Raw genomic sequence first — 21236 nt, forward strand, 5'->3', positions numbered from 1 at the left:
GCCGATGACGGCGCGGGGAACACCCCGGGGCACACCTGAGCGCTCGCCTTCCGACGCCGGGCCGCCGGAAGGCGGGCTGAAGACGACCGGAAGTGCAATGGAAGGCGAGCGGGACGCGGCCGAAAGGGCACCCCGCAGTCGCCCGGGACGCGGCCGAAAGGGCACCCCGCAGCCGCCCGGGACCCAGCCCAAAGGGCACCCCTCAGGCGCCCGGACCCGGCCGAAGAGGCACCCCGGAGGCGAGCAGGAGACCCCGGCCGGCCATGGGGAGCCAGGCCGGGAGCCCCTGTGTCAGCGAGGCCCCGCGCGGAAGAACGGCACCGCCACCTGATCGATCAGGTCAGTGATGTCCTCGTCGGTCCATTCACTGCCGCACACCTTGCTGCGATACATCATCATCGCCGGGATGACGTCGAAGGCGAGCCCGCGCAGCGCGTCGGGTCGCACCTCACCGCGGTCGACCCCCCTGCTCACGACCTCTCTGATGAGAGCGGTCGTCGGGCCGATCACGCCACTGAGGATCACCGCCTGGAACCGTTCGGCCGTGTCCGCGTCGCATTCGTGAAGGACGGCGCGCAGCGCGGAGCCGGACTTGGAGAGCATGGCGTCGCGGAGGCGGCAGCACAGCTGGTAGAGGTCCTCGCGAATGTTCCCGTGGTCCGGCGCGGCGCCGATCGCCGGCAGGGCGCTGCGCAGCGCGTCCGCGACAAGTTCCTCCTTGGAGGGCCATCGCCGGTAGATCGCGGCCTTGCCGGTCTGGGCGCCGGCCGCGACTCCCTCCATCGTCAACCCGCTCCAGCCGACCGTACTGAGCCCTTCCAGTGCGGCATCGAGGATCGCGCGTTCGAGTACGGGCCCGCGGCGCCTCAGGGACACCACCGGCTGCCGGGCGGCGGCTGCCGATCGCGAAGTAACCATGAGCTTCTCTCCATCGGAACAGGTCAGTACGCCCGCACCGGCCGGCCGGTGCTCGGAACCGGGCGGACAGGAGCAGGACGGGCGCCTGAAGGGGTCGGCGCGGGACTGAGCAGGTCCCGGCCGGGACGGTGGATCCGGACCCGACACGGAAACGAAGGATTCAGTGAACGCTTGCGTTCACTGAAGGGGACTCACTAAGTTGACGCGACAGTGAACGGATCCGTTCACTAATTCACTTGTGGGGGACCCATAGTGACAACCTCTCAGTTGGAAAAACGAAGCGCACCGGGCGCGGCACGACGACAAGGGCGCCCGGGGATCGCCCTGGCCGTCATCGCGGCCTGTCAGTTGATGGTTGTGCTCGACTCGACGATCGTCAACATCGCCCTCCCGCACATCCAGGACGCACTGAGCTTCTCGACCACCGATCTCTCCTGGGTCCTCAGTGCCTACACGCTCACCTTCGGCGGTCTGTTGCTGCTCGGCGGCCGGGCCGGGGACATCCTCGGCCGCCGCCGCGTCTTCATGACGGGCATCCTGGTCTTCACGCTGGCCTCGCTGCTGGGCGGTTTCGCCCAGGAGCCCTGGCAGTTGCTCGCAGCCCGCGCGCTCCAGGGCATCGGTGGCGCCATCGCCTCACCGACCTCCCTGGCCCTGATCACCACCACCTTCCCCGAAGGCCCCGAGCGCAACCGCGCGTTCGGCGTCTTCGCCGCGGTGTCCGCGGGTGGCGGTGCCATCGGGCTGCTGGCGGGCGGACTGCTCACCGAGTGGCTCGACTGGCGCTGGGTCTTCTTCGTCAACGTACCGATCGGCGTACTGATCGCCGTCCTGGCACCGATGTACATCAACGAGTCCGAGAAGCACCCGGGCCGCTTCGACATCTCGGGGGCCCTGACCTCGACCCTCGGCATGGCCTCGCTCGTGTACGGGTTCATCCGGGCCTCCGAGGAAGGGTGGCGGGACTCCCTCACCCTGGGTTCGTTCGGCGCCGCGGTGATTCTGCTCGCCTCGTTCGTCCTCATCGAGATGCGGGCCAAGGAACCGATCACTCCGCTGCGGATGTTCGCCGACCGCAACCGTTCCGGCACGTACGTGATCATGCTCAGCCTGGCCGCGGCCATGTTCGGCATGTTCTTCTTCATCGTCCTGTTCGTGCAGAACGTCCTGGCGTACAGCCCCATCGAGTCGGGCCTGGCGTTCCTGCCCGTGACCGTCGCGATCGTCGTGGGAGCGGGTCTCTCCCAACGGTTCCTTCCGGTGCTCGGGCCGAAGCCGTTCATGGTCACGGGGTCGGCGTTGACCGGTGTGGGCCTGGTCTGGCTCACGTTCATCTCCCCCGACAGCTCCTACCTGTCCGGAGTCCTGGGGCCGATGCTCGTGTTCGGCTTCGGCATGGGGCTGAACTTCGTGACCCTCACGCTGACGGCGGTCTCCGGGGTCGCGCAGCACGAGGCCGGAGCCGCCTCCAGCCTGCTCAACGCGAGCCAGCAGGTCGGCGGTTCGCTGGGACTCTCCATCCTGGTCACCGTCTTCGGTACGGCCAGCCGCACCGAGGCGGAGAAGCAGGTTCCGCAGTTCCTGGCGCACGCGTCACCGGAGCAGAAGGCGGAATTCGCCAAGACGCACGAGCTGACCGGCAGCTGGGGGCACGCGGTGCTCTCCCAGGGCATCTCGACCGCGTTCCTCGCCGCGGTGGCCATGGCCGGTCTCGCCCTGCTGACCGCGCTGCTGGTGATCCGGGTGCGCAAGAGCGATCTGGAGGCGCTGAGCGGAAGGGCGGCGGCGGGAGGACCTGTCGCGTAGCGTGCGGACGGCTAAGCCGTACGGACGACAGGAAGCGGGCCGCCCCGAGGGGACGGCCCGCTTCCGGCCCGGAGCGCTCAGGGGCTCGTCGCCTGTACGCGCGCCGGCGATCAGTACGGGTCGTAGGGGTCGTACGGATCGTCCGAGTCGCCGCGTTCGCTCCCGTTGTCGCCCGAGCCGGGACCTCGGCAGTCGCGGGTGCGGGAGCCCGGGTCCCAGTCGCCGAGGATGTCCCTCGCCCTCGCCTCGCCCCAACTCGTGGCGTACCACGGTTCGTCCGAGCTCCGAAGTGACCGCTGGATGTCCTCCAGGGCGCAGGAGCGCAGGGGCTCGGGAAGGGTGTCGAGGGCCGGTACGGCGTCGGCCGACAGGCCGCGGAGGTACTCGATGTCGATCGAGTGGTGGCGGCTGTACCGCTCGACGTTCTGTTCGGCGATCAGGCCGTCGGGCGAGACGAGTCCGAACGCCAGGACGCCGATGGCCGCGCTCGCCGCGACGGCGCGCGGCAGCAGCTTCGCGCCGAAGATCCCGGCCGCCATGATCAGCAGGAGGACCACGCCGAGCCACAGTTCGACCGCCGCGACCGAGATCCGCAGCCTGGTCAGGCCGTACGCATCGACGTACAGGTCCATGCGCCGCAGTGCGGAGGCGACAACGACGAGCGTGAGCAGGCACAGCGTACCGAGCACGGCGCGGACGAGCGTACGGTCGCGAGCTCCGCCGCGCGGCGCCCAGCGCAGCGCGAGGGCGATGACCAGCAGGGTGAGCAGCGTGGCCCAGAGCAGCTGCCAGAAGCCCTGGCGGGCGTACTCGGAGTAGCTGAGATCGGTCTCGGCCATCACCTTGTCGTACCCGCCGAGCAGCACCGTGAGCTGGATGGCGAGGAACGCGGCGAACAGCAGGTTCAGCACGACCAGAGGCAGGGCCCACTCCAGGCGCCCGCGCGCCTTGCCCGGGCGTACCGTCAGACCGTCCCAGCGGATGGGGGCCGCAGCCGTGTACGCGGCGGCGAGCGCGCCGACGAGACCGAGCACGCCGAGGAAGAACCTCCACGGGCTGTCTCCGACCGACACATCGGGCATCAGGCTGCCGAGTACGTCGGCGAACGCGGCGTCGGCGCTCGCGAAGAGCGTTCCGAACACGACGAGCAGGACGACCGCCACGAGCGTGGAGCGGAAGACCACGCCCCAGCGTCCCCGGGAGCCGGCCATGCGGTCGCGTACCCCTCGGGCGCCCCAGCCCAGTGATTCGGCGACGGACGTGAGCAGGCCCAGCGAACCGAGGAAGATCCCGAGCCAGCTGCGGCTGCCGTGCAGCGCGAGGGAGCCGAGCGCGAAGGCGGACACGATGGCCAGGAGACTCGGCCAGCCGGCGTCCCGGAGTGCCGGGACGACGAGCAGGGCCGGCCCGCCGACCGCCCAGACGGCGGTCCAGGGACGCAGCCGACGGCCCGCGCCACGGGCGGCGAAAGCGGCCGCGAGTGCTGCGGGGACCGCCACGAGTAGCAGGTTCAGGCCGATCCCGTCGCCCAGCAGCAGGGCGCTGAGCAGTCCGGTCGCCAGTACGGCCCAGAGTGTGGCGCTCGGGACCGCACCCGGCTTGGCCGGGCGGAGCCGCGAGAGTTCCGAGGGGGGTGTCCGCTTGGGCTGTCCCCACGGGTTGGCCTGCGGCGGCCGCGCGCCCTGCGCGTAGGCCGGTATGCGCGGAGGCTGCGGTCCGGTGTCCTGCGGCTGGGGTCCGGTGCCGCGTGGCGGCGGGACCGTGGGCGTCCCGGACTCCGGTGCCCCGGCTGCCGGGGACTTTGCAGGCTCCGGCTCAGCCCGGGACGCTCCCGACGGCTCGGCGGCGCCCGGCACAGTCTCCGGCCTGGCTGGTTCTGGCGTGTGATCGTGATCGGGCACTAGACCCCTCCCCACCGAGGTCCGCTCACGCGAGCCCTGGGCAGCGCAGCCCCCCGGCGTCTCATTCGGTGCTCGCCCGTCGTGATGATCACCGCGGGCGGCGTGGCCGAAAGAGTAACCCCCCGTGACGGCCGTCAGCCTTACGGGGCAACGCTGTGGCAGTTCCGTGACAGTCCGGTGCCCGGGAGCGCCCTGCGGCCTACCGCGCCATCCAGTCGGGCAGCTCTTCCGTCTGTGCCGTCCACGGAGCGGGCGGCGCACCCGCCGTGCCCGCCGCGACCACCCCGCCGACGATCGCGCACGTCGTGTCGACGTCGCCGCCGGCCTGCGCTGTCACCCAGAAGGCCTGCTCGAAATCGCCGAGACTGCGTGCCGCGGACCAGAGGGCGAAGGGAACCGTGTCGTGGGCGCTCGTACGCCGGCCGTTGCCGAGGACCGCGGCGACCGTGCCCGCGTCGTTGTAGTCCAGCATGTCGCGGGCCCTGCGGAGCCCGGCGCCGACCGCGCTGCGCGGTACGAGCGCGATCACGCCGTCCAGGAGGTCCGCCGGCGCCGGCGGCCCGGTGGGCGCCGCCGCGAGGGATGCGGCCGCCGCGACGGCCATCGCGCCGACGACGGCTTCCCGGTGCTGGTGGGTCGTGTACGAGGAGATCTCGGCCTGGTGCGTGGCCTGCTCGGGGTCGTCCGCGTACCAGGCGCCGAGCGGGGCGATGCGCATCGCCGAGCCGTTGCCCCACGAGCCCTGCCCCTTGAAGAGCGCCGAGGCGAGTTCGCGCCAGTCGCCGCCCTCCCGGACCAGCCTGAGCAGGCGGTTCACGGCGGGGCCGTATCCCCGGTCGAAGTCGTGGTGCACGGCGAAGGAGTGGGCGAGGGCATCCTGGTCGATCCGGCCGTGCCGCGACAGCACGGCCAGCACCGAGGCGGCCATCTCGGTGTCGTCGGTCCACTGCCAGGGCCCGGGGGGCAGGGCGCGCTCCTTCAGGAGCGGATAGTTGGCGGGCACGAAGAACTGGGAGCCCAGGGCGTCCCCGACGGAGAGGCCGCGCAGGCTGGCAAGGGCGCGTGCGAAGCGCGGATCGGAAGCGGATTCGGTCATCGGTTCCACTCTATCCGGTGATGCCGTACGGCTCAGGGGTGCGCCAGCGCTCGAACGGCCTGTCCAGCGTGTAGCGGCCGTCCTCGCCGAGCACCAGCGTCCGGGATTCCCCGTTGCACGGGTTGGAGAGCGATTCGAATTCGGCCACGGACCAGTGGAACCAGCGCATGCAGAAGAGCCGCATGGTCAGTCCGTGCGTGACCAGCAGGACGTTCGGGGGGTGGTCGGGGTCCTCGAAGCTCCGGTGCAGGCTCTCCAGGAACGCGCCGACCCGGTCGTACACGTCCGCGCCGGACTCGCCCTGCGCGAAGCGGTAGAAGAAGTGACCGTAGGCGTCCCGGTAGGCCTTCTGGAGGCGCACGTCGTCCCGGTCCTGCCAGTTCCCCCAGTCCTGCTCGCGCAGCCGGGGCTCCTCGCGCACCCGGACGCGTTCGAGATCGAGCCCGAGGGACCTGAACGTCTCGTGCGTCCGGCGGTAGGGCGAGACGTACACGCTGACCCGCTCCTCGCCGAAGAGCTCCCGCAGCCGCACCCCTGTCTCGCGGGCCTGCCGCAGCCCGTTCGAGGTCAGCCTCAGTGCGTGGTCGGGTTCGCGCTCGTACACGGTGTCGTCGGCGTTTCCCTCGGACTCGCCGTGTCTGACGAGGACAATGCGTTGCGGTCGTGCCATGTACCGACCCTAGAACGAGTCCGGGGCGTTCGAGCACTTGTCCGGAACTCGACGGTCCATGTCGCCTCTGGACCGCGACCGCGACCGCACCGGTCGGTCACACCGTCCATGCCCGTTCGAGCTGGACGACGTCCCCGGCGAGCGAGGCCACGTCGTCCTCGGTCCGCGCGCGCTGCGAGAGCCGTTCGACGCTCGCCGGCCGGTACTTGCCGCGCTCGGCGCTCGACTGCCACATGGACAGGACCAGGAACTCGTGCCCGGGCGCCTCGCCGCACACGCCGCGCAGCATCCCGGGTGATCCGGCCATCGCGGGATTCCACACCCGCTGCTGCATCAGCGCGAAGTGCTCGACACGGTCCCCGTGGACCCTGCTGTGCGCCACCCTGACCACATCGGCGTCCGTGAAGTCGGGTTCGAAGCCGGTCTTCACATCGAAGCGGAACTCGAACAGCTTGACCTGGATGTCGTGGCACGTGCCGGCCTGCGCGGCGGCCAGGGCGTCGTGCCCCCGCGCCATGAACGAGTCGTAGAAGACCCGGTTCTCCCAGAACGCGAAGACGTGGGCCACGTCGGGACGGCTGCGGCTCCAGCCGCCGCCCTGCCCCCTGAACCCCGGCTCACCCAGCAGCCCCGCCCATTTCCGCTGCCCCCGCTCGAAACCTCGACGGTCCCCCACATTGCAGCGAATCCACTTGACCAACACAGCGCCATCGTACGGGGGGCGGACGTGGCGTGGGTCACGCTCCGACGGAGTGCGTCAGAACCGGTCACGGGTGATCGCACAGTGATCGTCATGTCCTCGCTGTACACCAACCCGCCGGGGCGCATCCCTCATTGAGACACCCGGGCCGCCGCGATGGCCCGATTCCGTCGTTCGCCCCAAGACGGTTGGTCCTGCGGGCCGTTGCGGACACGATCGGGTGATAGAACCGGACCGACGGCCCCGCGCGAAGGAGCGAAGTCCGATGAGCACTCCCAACAAGGACCTGGAGAAGGTCGAGGTCAGGGTCAAGTGGGATCCCAGTCCCCACGGCGAGCCCGCCAACGACCTCGACATCATCGCGGCGACCTATCCGGCCGGGGAGCCGTACGGGAGCCCCGCGTACCTAGTGCACTTCGACAGTCGTGCGCCCGATGGCACCATCACGCTCAACCGCGACAGCAGGACCGGCCAGGGCCTGGGGTACGACGAGGTCATGACGCTGGAGCTGGGCCGGGTCTCGGAGGCGTACTCCCGGGTGGTCGTCGGGGTCGCCATCCAACAGCGCGACGGGCACAAGACGTTCGGGGCCATAGAGAACACCGGGGTGCAGATCCGGGAGGGCTACACCATCCTCTCCGAGGACGACTTCTCCGGAGTCGGGACGGCGACGGCGGCCGTCGTCGCCGAGTTCGTACGGGATTCCTCGGGGATCTGGCGGTTCCACGACTCGGTTCGGGGATTCGACGGGGACGCCGACGCGTTCGCCGCGGCGATGGGAAGCCGTTCGTTCGGGGAGTGACAGAACCGAACGAAAAGGGGGCGGGCAGGAACTCCGCCATCGGAGTCCTGCCCGCCCCCTTCGGTGAGGCCGTGGCCCCTCACGGGGCACCGGGTCCGGTCAGCTGCAACCGCTGGTCGAGCCGCAGCCCTCGCAGATGTAGCAGGAACCGGCGCGCTGCATCTTCGTACCGCAGGAGAAGCAGAGCGGGGCGTCGGCGCTGATGCCGAGCTGCATCTCGACGAGCTCCGCCGAGGTGTGCGCCGTCCTCGGAGCCGGCGTGCCGGCCTCCTCGACGGTGGTGACCACCTTCAGCGGCTCCGGCTGTGCGGTCGGAGCCGACTGGGCCAGGCTCTCGGCCTCCAGCTGCTCCTCCTCGAACGTCGGCTCGTAGGAACCGGTGTCGAGGTGGCGCTGGCGCTCCTCGGCGGAGTGGATGCCGAGGGCCGAACGGGTCTCGAAGGGCAGGAAGTCCAGCGCCAGGCGGCGGAAGATGTAGTCGACGATCGACTGCGCCATCCGCACGTCCGGGTCGTCCGTCATGCCGGCCGGCTCGAAGCGCATGTTGGTGAACTTCGAGACGTACGTCTCCAGCGGGACGCCGTACTGCAGACCGACCGAGACGGCGATGGAGAAGGCGTCCATCATGCCCGCGAGGGTCGAGCCCTGCTTGGACATCTTCAGGAAGACCTCGCCGAGACCGTCGTCCGGGTAGGAGTTGGCGGTCATGTAACCCTCGGCGCCGCCCACCGTGAAGGAGGTGGTGATGCCGGGACGGCCCTTGGGCAGACGCTTGCGGATCGGGCGGTACTCGACGACCTTCTCGACCGCGGTACGGATGGTGTCCTCGGCCTTGGCCGTGACCTCGTCCTTCTTCTCCTCCCACTTCTTGGTGGAGAGCGGCTGGCCGACCTTGCAGTTGTCGCGGTAGATCGCGAGCGCCTTGACGCCCATCTTCCACGCCTCGAAGTAGACCTCCTCGACGTCCTCGACGGTGGCCGTCTCCGGCAGGTTCACCGTCTTGGAGAGCGCGCCCGAGATCCACGGCTGGATGGCCGCCATCATGCGGACGTGGCCCATCGCCGAGATGGAACGCTCGCCCATCGCGCAGTCGAAGACCTCGTAGTGCTCGGTCTTCAGGCCGGGGGCGTCGATCACGTTGCCGTGCTCGGCGATGTGGGCGACGATCGCCTCGATCTGCTCCTCCTGGTAGCCCAGGCGGCGCAGGGCCTGCGGGACGGTGCCGTTGACGATCTGCATCGAGCCGCCGCCGACGAGCTTCTTGAACTTGACCAGGGCGAGGTCGGGCTCGAGGCCGGTGGTGTCGCAGGACATCGCGAGACCGATGGTGCCGGTGGGGGCGATGACCGAGGCCTGCGCGTTGCGGAAGCCGTTCTTCGCGCCGAGGCGGATGACGTCCTGCCAGGCCTCCGTCGCTGCGGCCCAGACCGGGTTGTCCAGATCGTCGGCGTGCACGGCCACGGCGTTGGCGTCGGCGTGCTGCTTCATGACGCGCTGGTGCGGCTCGGCGTTACGGGCGTAGCCGTCGTACGGGCCGACGACCGCGGCCAGCTCGGCGGAGCGCTTGTACGAGGTGCCGGTCATCAGCGAGGTGATGGCACCGGCGAGCGCGCGGCCGCCATCGCTGTCGTACGCGTGACCGGTCGCCATCAGCAGGGCGCCGAGGTTGGCGTAGCCGATGCCGAGCTGGCGGAAGGCGCGGGTGTTCTCGCCGATCTTCTCGGTCGGGAAGTCGGCGAAGCAGATCGAGATGTCCATCGCGGTGATGACCAGCTCGACGACCTTGGCGAAGCGCTCGGACTCGAAGGACTGGTTGCCCTTGCCGTCGTCCTTGAGGAACTTCATCAGGTTGAGCGAGGCAAGGTTGCACGAGGTGTTGTCCAGGTGCATGTACTCGCTGCACGGGTTCGAGCCGTTGATCCGGCCGGACTCGGGGCAGGTGTGCCAGGCGTTGATGGTGTCGTCGTACTGGATGCCCGGGTCGGCGCAGGCCCAGGCCGCCTCGGCCATCTTGCGGAAGAGGGACTTGGCCTCGACCTCTTCGATGACCTCGCCGGTCATGCGGGCGCGCAGCCCGAACTTCCCGCCGGACTCGACGGCCTTCATGAACTCGTCGTTCACCCGGACCGAGTTGTTGGCGTTCTGGTACTGGACGGACGTGATGTCGTCGCCGCCCAGGTCCATGTCGAAGCCCGCGTCACGCAGGGCGCGGATCTTCTCCTCCTCCTTCACCTTGGTCTCGATGAAGTTCTCGATGTCGGGGTGGTCGACGTCGAGAATGACCATCTTGGCCGCGCGGCGGGTGGCGCCACCGGACTTGATCGTTCCGGCGGACGCGTCCGCGCCGCGCATGAAGGAGACCGGGCCGGAGGCGTTGCCGCCGGAGGAGAGGAGCTCCTTGGAGGAGCGGATACGGGAGAGGTTCAGGCCGGCGCCGGAGCCGCCCTTGAAGATCATGCCCTCTTCCTTGTACCAGTCGAGGATCGACTCCATGGAGTCGTCGACGGCCAGGATGAAGCAGGCGGAGACCTGCTGCGGCTGGGGCGTGCCGACGTTGAACCAGACCGGCGAGTTGAAGCTGAAGATCTGGTGCAGGAGGGCGTACGCCAGCTCGTGCTCGAAGATCTCGGCGTCCGCGGGGGAAGCGAAGTAGCTGTAGTCCTCGCCGGCCTTCCGGTACGTCTTCACGATCCGGTCGATCAGCTGTCGCAGACCGGTCTCGCGCTGAGGGGTGCCGACAGCCCCGCGGAAGTACTTGCTGGTGACGATGTTGACCGCGTTCACCGACCAGAAGCCGGGGAACTCGACGCCACGCTGCTCGAAGTTGATCGAGCCGTCGCGCCAGTTGGTCATGACGACGTCACGGCGCTCCCACGCCACCTCGTCGTACGGATGCACGCCGGGGGTGGTGTGGATGCGCTCGATACGCAGGCCCTGCTTGGTCGCAGTCGACTTGGGCCCCTTGGTGCGGGAACCTCGTGCCTGGCCGCTCGCCGTCTCTGTCATGCCGCCTCCCATATGTGGCATACGTGGGCAAAAACGCCCTGAGGTGCCGAGAACTTCCCCGGGCACCGTGTGTGTCTGATGCTTCGGACGCCGCGTACGTCATGCGCCGCCCGGAGCAGGTCCAGGTGCCGGCCCGCGGCCGATCATCGGATCAGCGGGGCCGGCGGGTGCCGCTCAGTCGGCGGCGACGGCGGGAACGGGGACCTCCAGGGTCTCGCCGGTCCCGCATCCTTGTACGGGAGGCCGCCGCTCGCGGAGTTCCACGATGGCGGCCTCGAAGTCTTCGAGGCTGTTGAACGCCCGGTACACGGACGCGAACCGCAGGTAGGCGACGAGGTCGAGTTCCTGCAGGGGGCCGAGGATGGCCAGACCCACGTCGTGCGTGGTCAGCTCGGCGCTGCCGGTGGCCCGCACCGCCTCCTCGACCCGCTGGCCGAGTTTGGCGAGAGCGTCCTCGGTGACCGGCCGCCCCTGGCACGCCTTGCGCACGCCGGAGATGACCTTGGTACGACTGAAGGGCTCGGTGACGCCGCTGCGCTTGACCACCATGAGCGAACACGTCTCGACCGTCGTGAAACGGCGGGAGCAGTCGGGGCACTGGCGACGCCGGCGGATCGAGGTCCCGTCGTCGGTGGTGCGACTGTCGACGACCCGGCTGTCGGGGTGCCTGCAGAAGGGGCAGTGCATGGCTCCCAACCCTCCTTCTCAGCACGACTGAATAGCCTCTTCAGGCCCGGTGGGGGGCCTTCGAAGCGGTCTCAAGCATAGGCGATGACCACACCCCCGATGGACGGGGACCACAACTTCTGGGTGGCTGTAGCAATCCAACCACTAGATCTTGGGTTTGGTCGCGCATCTGGCCCTAGCGCGTGTCGGGCACCCCGGGCGGCCGGAAGGCAGCGTACGGCCGACCAAGAGGGTACGGGAAGCGGGCGGCGCGGCGGAGTGCGGGGAGGCGGCCGCCGGGCGGCGCGAAGGGCCGGACGCAGGCATGTGGGACCACCCCCGCGCGTGGGCGCCGCGGGGGTGGAGGGTAGCGTCATGGTCCGAATTGACGGTCGCCCCACCCGGACGGGCCCTGTGGGCGGACCGAGCGGCGAAACACTCCCGGCTTCGCTCATACACCCAGCACCGAACACGCGACAGGCTTTTATTCGTTTTTCACTCGAACGTGTGTTTGGCGCAACCTTTCGAAAGCTACTACCGTTGTCCAGCTAGGGAGACCATTCGAGAGGGGCCGACGTGACCACCACCGCAGACAGTGCCATCATCACTGCCCAGGACCGCTCCCAGAGCCGACTCGAGCCGGTGCATGCCATGAATGACTCAGTCACGAACACGGAGGGGCCGGAGCCCGCGCGCCCAGCGCGCTCGCTGCCCGGACGACCTCCTGGAATCCGGGCGGACAGCTCGGGGCTCACGGACCGGCAGCGGCGAGTGATCGAGGTCATCCGGGACTCCGTACAACGGCGGGGCTACCCCCCGTCGATGCGGGAGATCGGTCAGGCGGTGGGCCTGTCCAGCACGTCCTCCGTCGCACATCAGCTGATGGCCCTGGAGCGCAAGGGGTTCCTGCGCCGCGACCCCCATCGCCCGCGGGCGTACGAGGTGCGTGGCTCGGACCAGCCCAGCACACAGGCCACGGACACCACGGGGAAGCCCGCGGCGTCCTACGTGCCGCTGGTCGGCCGGATCGCGGCCGGTGGTCCGATCCTCGCCGAGGAATCGGTCGAGGACGTGTTCCCCCTCCCCCGCCAGCTGGTCGGGGACGGTGAGCTCTTCGTGCTGAAGGTCGTCGGTGACTCGATGATCGAAGCGGCGATCTGTGACGGCGACTGGGTCACCGTGCGACGCCAGCCCGTGGCGGAGAACGGCGACATCGTGGCCGCGATGCTGGACGGCGAGGCCACGGTCAAGCGCTTCAAGCGCGAGGACGGCCATGTGTGGCTGCTGCCGCACAACTCCGCGTACCAGCCGATCCCCGGTGACGAGGCGACGATTCTCGGCAAGGTCGTGGCGGTGCTGCGGCGGGTCTGAAGCCCCGCCCCGCAGGGCCCTTGGATCCGCAGTGCGGATCCAAGGGCCCTGCTCATGTCTCAGGGGCCCGCGCCCGGCTACTTCCCGTCGGCCTTGGCCGCCGCGTCGATCGCGGCGAGCGAACGGCGTGCCTGGTTCGGGTCGGTCGTGTACCAGAAGTCGGGGAGCGAGGCGCGGAGATAGCTGCCGTACCTGGCATTGGCCAGGCGTGGGTCGAGCACCGCGACGACGCCCTTGTCCCCGGTGGCCCGCACCAGACGGCCGGCGCCCTGGGCCATCAGCAAGGCCGCGTGCGTGGCGGCCACGGCCATGAAGCCGTTGCCCCCCGCCTCCTCGACGGCCTTCTGGCGCGCGCTCATCAGCGGATCGTCGGGCCGCGGGAACGGAATCCGGTCCATGACCACGAGCTGGCAGCTGGCGCCGGGGACGTCGACGCCCTGCCAGAGCGAGAGCGTTCCGAAGAGGCAGGTCTCGGGGTCGGCCGAGAAGTTCTTGATCAGCTCCCCCAGGGTCTCCTCGCCCTGGAGCAGGATCGGCTTCTCCAGCCGGCCCCGCAGCTCCTCCGCGGCGGCCTGGGCCCCGCGCATGGAGGAGAACAGTCCGAGTGTGCGCCCGCCCGCGGCTTCCACGAGCTCGGCGAGCTCGTCCAGCATGTCGGTGCGGGACCCCTCCCGGCCGGGGGTCGCCAGATGCCGGGCCACGTACAGGATTCCCTGTTTCGGGTAGTCGAAGGGCGAACCGACGTCCAGGCCCTTCCACTGCGGGATGTCATCGCCCGCGGTGCCTTCCGGGGAGAGGCCGAGGGACGCCCCCACGCCGTTGAAGTCCCCGCCGAGCTTGAGGGTGGCCGAGGTGAGGACCACGGAGCGCTCGGCGAAGAGCTTCTCGCGCAGCAGCCCGGACACCGAGAGCGGCGCGACCCGCACGGAGGCGCCGAAGCGGTCGTGGCGCTCGAACCAGACGACGTCGTACTCGGAGCCCTGGGTGATGCGCTCGGCCACCCCGTGGATCGACTCGATCGAGGCCATCGCCTGTTTGCGGACCGCGTCCTCGTCCGCCACGGACTTGTCGCGCGTGGAGCCGAGCGCGGTGATCACCGTACGAGCGGCGTCGCGCAGCGCCATCAGTGCGTACCCGAGGTCCTCGGGCACCTCCTCCAGCCGGCCCGGCAGAGCCAGCTCCATCACCCGCTCGAAGCCCTCGGACGCCGTCTGCAGGGCGTCGGCGGCCTTCTCGTTGACCAGCTTCGCCGCGCGGCGCACCGCGCGGTTGACCTGGCCGGGCGTGAGCTCGCCGGTCGCCACTCCGGTGACCCGGGAGACCAGCTCATGCGCCTCGTCGACGATCAGGACCTCGTGGCTCGGGAGCACCGGGGCACCCTCGATGGCGTCGATGGCCAGCAGGGCGTGGTTCGTCACCACCACGTCGGCGAGCTTGGCCCGCTCCCGGGCCTGCTCGGCGAAGCACTCGGCCCCGTACGCGCACTTGGTGGCGCCCAGGCACTCCCGGGAGGAGACGGAGATCTGCGCCCAGGCCCGGTCCGAGACGCCGGGGGTGAGGTCGTCCCGGTCGCCCGTCTCGGTCTCGTCCGCCCAGTCCCGCATGCGCAGCAGGTCCTGACCGAGCTTGCTCGACGGCGCCGCGGCCTCGAACTGGTCGAAGAGCCCCTCTTCCTCCTCCTGCGGCACGCCCTCGTGGAGGCGGTGCAGACAGAGGTAGTTCGACCGGCCCTTGAGCATGGCGAACTGGGGGCGGCGGCGCAGCAGCGGATGCAGGGCGTCGACCGTTCGCGGAAGATCACGCTCCACGAGCTGGCGCTGGAGGGCCAGGGTCGCCGTGGCCACCACGACGCGCTCGCCGTGGGCCAGGGCGGGCACCAGATAGCCGAGCGATTTGCCCGTGCCGGTGCCGGCCTGGACGAGCAGGTGGGATCGGTCGTCCACGGCCTCGGCGACGGCACCGGCCATGGCGGCCTGGCCGGGTCGCTCCGTACCGCCGACGGCGGTCACGGCGGCGTGCAGGAGCTCGGGGAGGGATGGCTTCGTCATAGCCCGACCAGCCTACGGGGCCCCACTGACAACGACGGCCACTGGCGGACTCACGCGGAGGGGTGGAGCGGATTGGCCACCGTGCCGTGCACCGCCGCGTGCGGCCGCTCGGGCCGGTCGCGGTAGCCGTCCAGGTGCAGGCGGTTGCGGTTGAGACAGAGGCGCTCGATGCGGGGCGTCAGCATGTCGAACATCTCGAACCTGTCCTTCAGCTCGGGGAAGCGGGCGTGGTGGCGCAGGATCTCCGCCCGGACGAGTGACCAGAACACGCGCTCCGGGACGCCGAGCTGTTCCTCGCAGAGCGGGGACAGGAAGCGGAAGACTCCGGTGAAGAGACCGGAGTGGATGAACTGGGTGAGGAAGGCGGGTTCCTCGGTGAGCAGGACGCGGCGTACGTCCGGCGGCATGGTGTCGTGCTCGGGCAGCGGCCGGGCGCTGATGTTCACGTCGTCGACGAAGTCCTTGATCGCCAGGCGCACCGGGACGTCGCTCTCGTCGAAGACGACGATGGCGTTCTCGCCGTGCGGGGAGAAGACGGTGCCGTAGCGGTACAGGAAGTGCAGCAGCGGCGGGAGCAGCGCGGCGAAGAGCCGGGTGAGCCAGCCGGTCGGCGTGAGTCCGGAGCGGGCGACCAGCTCGGCGGTGAAGGCGCGGCCCTGCGGATCGGTGTGCAGCAGCGAGGCGAGGGTGCGGGCCCGCTCACCGGGCGCGAGGCGCGGCAGGAGGGGCTCGCGCCAGATCGCTCCGAGGATCTCCTTGAACTGGTACGGCGTCTCGGGGAGGTGGTCGTAGAGCGGATGCTCCACCGTGACCGAGGCGACCTCCCCGAGGAGGATGACGCCGCAGGTGTCGCGCAGGAACGGATCGCTGTCGCGCATCCCCTGCACCCAGTTGGTGACTGCGGGTGCGGCGAGGGTGCGTTCGGTCGGCAGGCCCCGCCAGACCAGGGTGTTGAGGATGGACAGCGGCAGCTTGACCGTGTGCCGGTCGGGCCGGGTCAGGTTGGCGAAGGTGCGGATGGACTGCTGCGGGAGCCGCAGGTCCGCATCGGCGTGCAGGGGGACGATGTCGCCGACGGCGATGGCCGGGGCGAACAGGGGCACGATCCACTCGTCCCACTGCCAGGGGTGGACGGGGAGGAAGTGGTAGCCGTCCGGGTCGAGGCCGCGGCCGCGCAGGACGGCGGCGAAGGATTCACGGACCGCGGGGTCCAGTTCCTGGGCGTAGAGCCGGCCGGGGTCGGTGAGCGCGCTCACGCCCCGGTAGGCGGCGATCCGTGAGGAGACGGCGATCCACGGCAGGGTGACCGGGGTGCGGGCCTCGGGGGTGAAGCGGGCCGCGTCGGTCGCGGAGAAGCCGAGCCGTCCCTTGTTGGCGACGATCCAGGGGTGGCCCGTCTGGTGGCCTTCGAGCTCGGCGTAGCCGAGGTCGGCCAGCTCGGCGGCGCCGAGGGCGCCGTGGTCCAGGCGGGCGTCGGCGGTCAGCGTGGTGGTGAGCTCGCGGACGAGGTGGCCGAGGGTGGCGCCGTCCAGCCCGATGAGGCGGCGGGCGCGGGCGAGGAACAGCAGCGGGTCCCGGAAGGGGACGCTGCCCGCGACCTGGCCCGGGTCCGCCGGGGCCCCGACGCCGGCGCCGGCCGCATCCGCCTCCGTCGCCTCGCCGCGCGCTTCCCGGGCTGCCGGGGACGCCCCCGGATCCGCGCCGATCACCTCGCAGGCCGCCAGGTCCGCCTCCGTCGCCGCGCTGCTCGCCTCGCGGATCGAGTCGGGGGCGACGCGCCAGCTGCCGTAGACCCCTCGGCGGGCGGTGAAGCTCAGGCTGCCACCGTCGTCGAGCACGAGGGTGTACGTGTCGCCGCCGGCGGATCGTGGAAGGGGCCGGATGACATCCTCGTAGGCGAATTCGCCGAGCATCTTGGCGAGCATCCGGGCGGCGGCCCGGTCCCAGACCGCGCGGTTCAGTTCCGGGGTGCTGAGCAGCGTGGGCGACTGGGCTGCGTCACTGCTCGCGGGATATTGCGTCACGGGGACTCCTCGGGAGAAAACCGACGGGGTTCGAGCGGCGGGGGCAGGACAGCGGATCGTTCACAGCTGGGCGCGGTGGGGCCGGTCGCGGACCATCAGCGCGGCCCGCTTCTCCGGGAGTTCGACCTCGGCGGCGAAGCGGAATCCGGCGCTCAGGAAGGCGGAGACGGAGGGTGCGTTCCCGAGGTCGGGCTCGGCGACGACCCGTGTGCACCGGGGACGGTGGTCGAGCACGAGGTCACCGACCGCGCGGAGCAGGGTGCTCCCGATCCCCTGGCCCCGCTGGTCCGCGTCGCCGATGAGGAGGTGGACCCCGGTGTCGTGCGGCCGGATCCGGCAGTGCCGGGCCAGGGGGTCGAGGTCGGCCCGGTAGATCTCCCAGTAGCTCATCGGGACGCCCGACAGCACGCCCAGGCACGGGATGCTGCGTCCGTCGCCGTCGAGTTGCGGCTTCAGGTGCCGCGCGGTGACCGTCTCGTCCCCGGCAAGCTCCCAGAAGGCCGCGACGGCGGGGTCGTTCATCCAGCGGCTGATCAGCGGGAGGTCGCGCTCCAGCCGCACGGGGACGAGCTGGAACACTCCGGCCGAGGTCGTGACGGGCTTCCACTCCGCGGGCCGGCCGAGCAGCGGACCGGAGTCCTCCGGTCCGTACGCGGGGCCTCCTGAGGCCGGGGCCCTGGTTACGGGCCCCTCCTCCCCCAGGAGCGCGAGCAGTTCGGCGGTGAGGCGCAGATCGAGCGTGTCCTCGGCGCCCGGGCCGGTCTGGGCGGCGCCGGGCCCGGGGGCCGTGGGCGCATCGGTGGGAGGCACGGTGGCGCTCTCCTCTCTCGACGGTGGGCGTCCCGGCTGGGACGGGGTGGGCCCCTCAGCCGCACAAGGGGTTGGTGAGGGTGACGTAGACGGACTGGGTGTCCACGGGCCCGACGAGTTCGTCGAGGCCGCGCAGGCGCGTCAGCATGTTGGCCTTGCAGCGCAGGCGGGGGGATTCCAGCAGCTGCGCGGGGAGCGGGGACCCCAGCGCGGTGGCCGATCCGAGGAACCGGCGGAATGCGGCGAGGAGCACCCGCTCGTCGGCGAGCTGCTGGGAGCCGAACGCCCCGATCAGTCCGAACACGTTGTTGATGCCGAGGTAGTACGCGAAGCGTTCGTCGGTGACGGCGTCGGAGACGAAGGTGTCGCTGACCGATCCGATGCCGGGGAGCCTGCGGTCGAGAGCGGCGCGGTGGGACTCGCGGAAGTAGTAGCCCTGATTGTCGCGGTAGCGGCCGCCGACCGGCCAGCCCTCGGCGTCGAGCAGGACCAGCGTGTTCTGCTGGTGCGCTTCGAGGGCGACGCCCGCGTTGCCGTCCAGCCAGAGGACCGGCCGCACCACGCGGTCCAGGTAGCGCAGGAACCACTCGGCGGCGACGGCGGTCGTGGTCCGCCCGGTGGCGGTCCCGAGGCGGCGGACGATGTCGGCGAGGCGGGAGCACATGCCGGCCCGGTCCGGCCAGGGGCGCGGCGCGGTGAGTCCGGCGATGCAGACCGCGTCGTCGTACCGGTCGAAGGGGTTGTGGCGCAGCATGACGTCGAGGCCCGGGATGTGTTCGCCCTCGGGGGTGTCGGCCGCGAGCCACGCGGGGTCCCGGACGATGTCGAACGCGGGGTGGACCGCGTGCCACTGCCGGGCGAGTCCGCTGCGCAGCAGCCGGTGGACCTCGACGCCCCGGTGGAGTTCCTTGCGGAGGTTCTCCCGGCGGGAGTTGGTGATGCGTACGCCGAGGGAGAGCTTGAGCATGAGGTCGGTGCCGGGCCGTTGCACGGTGCGCACCGAGGAGGTGGGGTGCCAGCGCTCGCCAAAGGGGCCGAGGTCGTGCAGCAGACCGGCGTCTGCGAGGGCGGCGACTTCGGGCCGCATCGCCAGTTCGCGGGCCTGCCAGGGGTGGAGCGGGATCGGCGTGGTGTGCGCGGGGTGGCGCAGGCCCTCGGCGTGGCGGGCCACGAGTTCCGCGGCGGGGACCGGCCGGCCGTGTTCGGTCCAGGCGGAGTCGGTGGCCAGTACGGACCGGTCGACGGCCATCCAGTGGAGGGGGAAGGAGCCGTGCGACTCGGGTGAGTAGAGGCGGGACTCGGAGTCGGAGAGGCCTTCCCTGCTCTTGGGCGAGGGGTGGAGCGGGTGGCCGAGGAGGAGTGACTGCTCCGCGGTGAGGAAGAGGTCCGCCTCGGGGGGCGCGGCGGGCCGGCGCCGTCGCTCGGCGATGAATCCGGCGGTCCGCCGTACGGAGTCGGCCACCCTGGCCACCATGTCGGCGCCGTCGTGGTGGTGGTCCGCCTCCCGGCCCAGGAGGGCCGCGACGGTGACGGCGTCGGCGGTGGGCGCGCCCTCGGGGGCCTGTTCCAGGAGGGGCGGGCCGAACCGGTGCCAGCCGGTGGCGGACCAGTGGCGGACGGGGACGAGCAGGGCGGTGCCGCTGGCGGGGAGCGGAATGCGCAGGGTCTCCCCCTGCGGGCGGGGCAGGTCGCACTCGCGGACCCAGCAGCGCAGCAGGTTCTCGATGCCCGCCACGTCGGCGGCATGGAGCGGGTCGGGGTGGTCCAGCGGATCGGGGTGCTCGAGCGGGCCGGCCGCCGGTGCGGCACAGGCGGTCGCCGTCCGGTGGGCGGGCCACTGCGCGTGCGGCACCTCCTTCTGGCGCGGCACGGTCGACGCCTCGACGGCGAGGTGGCCCGAGGGCCCGGCCTCTCCCGGGTGGCGGCTGGAGTCGGGGCCGTCGGCCTCGGGCGCGGGGGTGGGGTTCACGGCGGTCTTTCCTGTGAGGGTGTGCCGGGTCAGCGGATCGACCCGGTCGCGGTCCGCCGGTGCGGGGAGCGCTCGGCGGCTGCCAGGGCGTCGGCGAGGCGGTCGACGACCGCTGTCGCCTGTTCGTCGGTGAGCGTGAGGGGTGGCAGCAGTCGTACGACGGTGGAGTGACGGCCGCCGAGTTCGACGATGAGCCCGCGGCGCAGGCATTCCTGCTGGACGGCCGTGGCGAGGACGGGGTCCGGCGGCGCCTCGCCGCCGGCGCCGACCGGGGCGGCCTCGGGGTCGACGAGTTCCACGCCGATCATCAGGCCCCGCCCGCGGACATCACCGATGCACGGGTGGCGGGAGACCAGTCCTCGCAGGCTGGCGAGCATCCTGGCGCCTAGGTCGGCGGCCCGGTCGGCGAGCCCGTTCTCCCGCACGTAGGCCAGGGTGGCGGTGCCGGCGGCCATGGCGAGCTGGTTGCCGCGGAAGGTGCCCGCGTGGGCCCCGGGCTGCCAGGTGTCGAGTTCGGAGCGGTAGACGATCACGGCGAGTGGGAGGGATCCGCCGATGGCCTTGGACAGCACCATCACGTCGGGCACGATGCCGCTGTGTTCGACGGCCCAGAAGGCACCGGTCCGGCCCACCCCCGTCTGGACCTCGTCGGCGATCAGGGGGATGGACCGGGAGGCGGTGATCTCCCGCATCCGGCGCATCCAGCCGTCGGGCGCGGGATTGACCCCGCCCTCGCCCTGGACGGGTTCGAGGATCATCCCGGCCGGTGCGGGGGTTCCGCTCTTGGGGTCGTCCAGCACGCTCTCGGTCCAGCGCGCGGCGAGTTCCGCACCGTGCTCGCCGCCGGTGCCGAAGGGGCAGCGGTAGTCCTGCGGGAAGGGCAGCCGGGTCACCCGGACGTCCTCGGCGCCGCCGGACGCGGCCAGCGCCCCCGCGGTCATGCCGTGGTAGGCGCCGGTGAAGGCGAGCAGCCCGCTGCGGCCGGTGGCGGCGCGGACCAGGGTGAACGCGGCCTCGACCGCGTCGGTGCCGGCGGGTCCGCAGAACTGGATGCGGGCGTTGTCGGCGAACTCCCGCGGCAGCGTGGCGAACAGCTCCGTGGTGAAGGCGTCCTTGACGGGCGTGGCCAGATCGAGCACGTGCAGCGGCGCGCCGGAGTCGATGACCTTCTTGATCGCTTCCAGGACGACGGGGTGGTTGTGCCCGAGGGCCAGGGTCCCGGCTCCGGACAGGCAGTCGAGATAGCGCCGCCCGTCCGCTCCTTCGATGGTCAGTCCCCGGGCCCGTACCGGCACGATCGGCAGCGAACGCGCATAGGTGCGGGCGGCGGACTCACGCAGCGACTGGCGGCGCAGGATGCCTTCGTGCGGCGCGAGGGGTGGTGCCGGAGCTGGTTCGGTCACGGCCACGGCTGTTGATCCTCCCGCTGTAACAGTTGCGTTGCACGTC

General features: G+C 71.0%; 15 protein-coding genes. 3 read left to right on the top strand and 12 right to left on the bottom strand.

Going from position 1 to position 21236, the window contains the following annotated elements:
- Positions 1 to 291: 291 nt before the first annotated feature.
- The gene (locus tag ABTX18_RS30455; RefSeq protein WP_352126006.1) at positions 292 to 918 is read right to left on the bottom strand and encodes a TetR/AcrR family transcriptional regulator; all 627 of its coding nucleotides are present in this window, start codon (positions 916 to 918) and stop codon (positions 292 to 294) included.
- A gap of 252 nt (positions 919 to 1170) precedes the next feature.
- Here ABTX18_RS30455 and ABTX18_RS30460 point away from each other — a divergent pair, with 252 nt between their 5' ends.
- On the top strand, positions 1171 to 2724 hold the full coding sequence (locus ABTX18_RS30460) for an MFS transporter (RefSeq protein ID WP_352126007.1): 1554 nt from the start codon (positions 1171 to 1173) through the stop codon (positions 2722 to 2724).
- Positions 2725 to 2834: 110 nt separating this feature from the next.
- Here ABTX18_RS30460 and ABTX18_RS30465 read toward each other — a convergent pair whose 3' ends face one another.
- The 4 genes from ABTX18_RS30465 to ABTX18_RS30480 form a co-directional block, all read right to left on the bottom strand.
- A complete protein-coding gene (locus ABTX18_RS30465) occupies positions 2835 to 4580 on the bottom strand; it encodes a DUF4153 domain-containing protein (protein ID WP_352126008.1) in 1746 nt (581 codons plus the stop codon).
- Positions 4581 to 4824: 244 nt separating this feature from the next.
- Positions 4825 to 5721 carry an ADP-ribosylglycohydrolase family protein gene (locus tag ABTX18_RS30470; RefSeq protein ID WP_352126009.1) on the bottom strand — a complete coding sequence of 299 codons (897 nt, stop codon included), beginning with the start codon at positions 5719 to 5721 and terminating at the stop codon, positions 4825 to 4827.
- A 10-nt stretch (positions 5722 to 5731) separates the two neighbouring features.
- A complete protein-coding gene (locus ABTX18_RS30475; protein WP_352126010.1) occupies positions 5732 to 6391 on the bottom strand; it encodes a histidine phosphatase family protein in 660 nt (219 codons plus the stop codon).
- Between the two features lie 97 nt (positions 6392 to 6488).
- Positions 6489 to 7094 carry a YdbC family protein gene (locus ABTX18_RS30480; protein ID WP_352126011.1) on the bottom strand — a complete coding sequence of 202 codons (606 nt, stop codon included), beginning with the start codon at positions 7092 to 7094 and terminating at the stop codon, positions 6489 to 6491.
- A gap of 262 nt (positions 7095 to 7356) precedes the next feature.
- Here ABTX18_RS30480 and ABTX18_RS30485 point away from each other — a divergent pair, with 262 nt between their 5' ends.
- Positions 7357 to 7893: a TerD family protein gene (locus ABTX18_RS30485; protein ID WP_352126012.1), complete on the top strand. Its 537-nt coding sequence runs from the start codon at positions 7357 to 7359 to the stop codon at positions 7891 to 7893.
- 99 nt (positions 7894 to 7992) lie between these two features.
- Here ABTX18_RS30485 and ABTX18_RS30490 read toward each other — a convergent pair whose 3' ends face one another.
- Both ABTX18_RS30490 and nrdR read right to left on the bottom strand, forming a co-directional pair.
- A complete protein-coding gene (locus ABTX18_RS30490; protein WP_352126013.1) occupies positions 7993 to 10899 on the bottom strand; it encodes a vitamin B12-dependent ribonucleotide reductase in 2907 nt (968 codons plus the stop codon).
- 174 nt (positions 10900 to 11073) lie between these two features.
- Positions 11074 to 11586 carry a transcriptional regulator NrdR gene (gene nrdR, locus ABTX18_RS30495; protein ID WP_352126014.1) on the bottom strand — a complete coding sequence of 171 codons (513 nt, stop codon included), beginning with the start codon at positions 11584 to 11586 and terminating at the stop codon, positions 11074 to 11076.
- Between the two features lie 555 nt (positions 11587 to 12141).
- On the opposite strand from nrdR, the gene lexA reads away from it, so the two are divergent.
- A complete protein-coding gene (gene lexA / locus ABTX18_RS30500) occupies positions 12142 to 12936 on the top strand; it encodes a transcriptional repressor LexA (RefSeq protein ID WP_136327878.1) in 795 nt (264 codons plus the stop codon).
- 77 nt (positions 12937 to 13013) lie between these two features.
- Here the strand turns inward: lexA and ABTX18_RS30505 are convergent, their stop codons facing one another.
- From ABTX18_RS30505 to ABTX18_RS30525, 5 genes are read right to left on the bottom strand one after another with little or no spacing between them, the layout of a single operon-like run.
- Positions 13014 to 14984: an ATP-dependent DNA helicase gene (locus ABTX18_RS30505; RefSeq protein WP_352126015.1), complete on the bottom strand. Its 1971-nt coding sequence runs from the start codon at positions 14982 to 14984 to the stop codon at positions 13014 to 13016.
- Between the two features lie 50 nt (positions 14985 to 15034).
- Entirely contained in the window at positions 15035 to 17008 is a 1974-nt protein-coding gene (locus ABTX18_RS30510; RefSeq protein WP_352126016.1) for an IucA/IucC family protein, read from the bottom strand.
- 60 nt (positions 17009 to 17068) lie between these two features.
- Positions 17069 to 17818: a GNAT family N-acetyltransferase gene (locus tag ABTX18_RS30515; RefSeq protein WP_352126017.1), complete on the bottom strand. Its 750-nt coding sequence runs from the start codon at positions 17816 to 17818 to the stop codon at positions 17069 to 17071.
- 55 nt (positions 17819 to 17873) lie between these two features.
- Positions 17874 to 19787 (bottom strand): IucA/IucC family protein, encoded by a 1914-nt coding sequence (locus tag ABTX18_RS30520; protein ID WP_352126018.1) that lies wholly within the window; start codon positions 19785 to 19787, stop codon positions 17874 to 17876.
- Positions 19788 to 19816: 29 nt separating this feature from the next.
- On the bottom strand, positions 19817 to 21196 hold the full coding sequence (locus tag ABTX18_RS30525; protein WP_352126019.1) for a diaminobutyrate--2-oxoglutarate transaminase family protein: 1380 nt from the start codon (positions 21194 to 21196) through the stop codon (positions 19817 to 19819).
- Between the last annotated feature and the right edge of the window lie 40 nt (positions 21197 to 21236).

It is taken from the genome of Streptomyces sp. NPDC096323 (genome assembly GCF_040302845.1).
Lineage (GTDB): Bacteria > Actinomycetota > Actinomycetes > Streptomycetales > Streptomycetaceae > Streptomyces.

Excerpts from the sequence above, each read along its gene's own strand:
- ABTX18_RS30455 (WP_352126006.1), bottom strand. The coding sequence starts at position 918 with ATGGTTACTTCGCGATCGGCAGCCGCCGCCCGGCAGCCGGTGGTGTCC.
- ABTX18_RS30470 (WP_352126009.1), bottom strand. The coding sequence starts at position 5,721 with ATGACCGAATCCGCTTCCGATCCGCGCTTCGCACGCGCCCTTGCCAGC.
- ABTX18_RS30475 (WP_352126010.1), bottom strand. The coding sequence starts at position 6,391 with ATGGCACGACCGCAACGCATTGTCCTCGTCAGACACGGCGAGTCCGAG.
- ABTX18_RS30485 (WP_352126012.1), top strand. The coding sequence starts at position 7,357 with ATGAGCACTCCCAACAAGGACCTGGAGAAGGTCGAGGTCAGGGTCAAG.
- ABTX18_RS30490 (WP_352126013.1), bottom strand. The coding sequence starts at position 10,899 with ATGACAGAGACGGCGAGCGGCCAGGCACGAGGTTCCCGCACCAAGGGG.
- nrdR (WP_352126014.1), bottom strand. The coding sequence starts at position 11,586 with ATGCACTGCCCCTTCTGCAGGCACCCCGACAGCCGGGTCGTCGACAGT.
- ABTX18_RS30505 (WP_352126015.1), bottom strand. The coding sequence starts at position 14,984 with ATGACGAAGCCATCCCTCCCCGAGCTCCTGCACGCCGCCGTGACCGCC.